1 protein-coding gene is annotated in these 1,431 nt (G+C 37.5%); it reads right to left on the bottom strand.

Going from position 1 to position 1,431, the window contains the following annotated elements; all coding sequences use genetic code 11:
• A partial coding sequence (locus tag CD035_RS13860) for a YPDG domain-containing protein (RefSeq protein ID WP_219728640.1) occupies positions 1-1,431 on the bottom strand: 1,431 nt, incomplete at both ends.

The following is a 1,431-nucleotide window of genomic DNA, read 5'->3' as shown; positions in this document are numbered from 1 at the left end:
TCGAGTCTAAATCAGAAGTACTATCAGTACCAGAGTTAGAACCACTGTTAGCGTCAGAATTAGAATCTTTATCAGATTGGCTATCAGAACTGCTGTCAGAGTTAGAACCAGAATCGCTATTTGAATCAGAGTTAGAACCACTGTTAGAGTCTGAATCAGAATCTTTATCAGATTGGCTATCAGAGCTGTTGTCTGAGTTCGAATCAGAATCGCTATTTGAGTCAGAGTTCGAATCAGAACCAGTATTAGAGTTAGCGCCTGAATCAGAACTACTATCAGGTTGGCTATCAGAGCCGCTGTCAGAGTTAGAACCAGAATCACTACTTGAATCAGAGTTTGAGTCTAAATCAGAAGTACTATTAGTATCAGAGTTAGAACCGCTGTTAGTGTCTGAATCAGAATCTTTATCAGATTGGCTATCAGAACTGCTGTCTGAGTTAGAACCACTGTTAGTGTTCGAATCAGAACTACTATTAGGTTGGCTATCAGAGCCACTGTCAGAGTTAGAACCAGAATCACTACTTGAATCAGAGTTCGAGTCTAAATCAGAAGTACTATCAGTATCAGAGTTAGAACCACTGTTAGTGTCTGAACCAGAATCTTTATCAGATTGGCTATCAGAACCAGAGTCAGAACTAGAAGTATCCTTTGGAAGGACAGAAGCTATAGCATGTATTTCTTCGGAAGAACCATCTGGATATTTCACCGTTATAGGCATGTTTATTTCAGAACCTAATGTATCACGAGACGGAGCTGTAATTGTTACAGTACCGCTATTTGGGTCAACTGCTACAGTATATCCTTCTGGGATCAAAATATTTTTAGTAATTTCAAATGTTGTACCATTAGGTAAATTTTTATCTCCTGTTTGAGGGATATCAATTTTTTGGCCAGGTTTCATATAATTTGATTTATTATAGTTTGGTGTATGCTCCTGAGCTTGGTTCGGAATAACTTTTACAGGAATAGATGTATCATCCACAGAACCATCCGGATAGTTAACTGTAACTGGAATGGAAACAGTTTTACCAAGTGTTTCATTAACCGGTGGAGTTACAGTAGCATTACCAGTTTCATCAAAATTAACAGTCCAACCAATCGGAAGTCCATTTTTTTGGACTTCAAATGTTGTACCTGGAGGTAAATCTTTATCTCCTGTTTGAGGAACAGTAAATTTTAAACCAGGTTTCACATTAATAGGTGTATCACCATAGTTTGGATTATTCGTTATAGAATTTTTAAATGTTGCACTAACTGGTAATGAAGGTACTGATGTATTAGGATGTTCCGCTTTATCAGTCGCTTTAGCTGTAATATTACCTTCAGGTAAAGGTGTAGTTAATGGTATATGTGCGATACCATCTGTTCCAGCGTCCTTCTCACCAAGTTTATGTCCATCTTTATCAAATAATTCAACTTTAGAACCCGGTT

The sequence above is a fragment of the Mammaliicoccus sciuri genome (assembly GCF_002901825.1).
Lineage (GTDB): Bacteria > Bacillota > Bacilli > Staphylococcales > Staphylococcaceae > Mammaliicoccus > Mammaliicoccus sciuri.
This window is presented reverse-complemented; position numbering and strand designations above follow the sequence as displayed.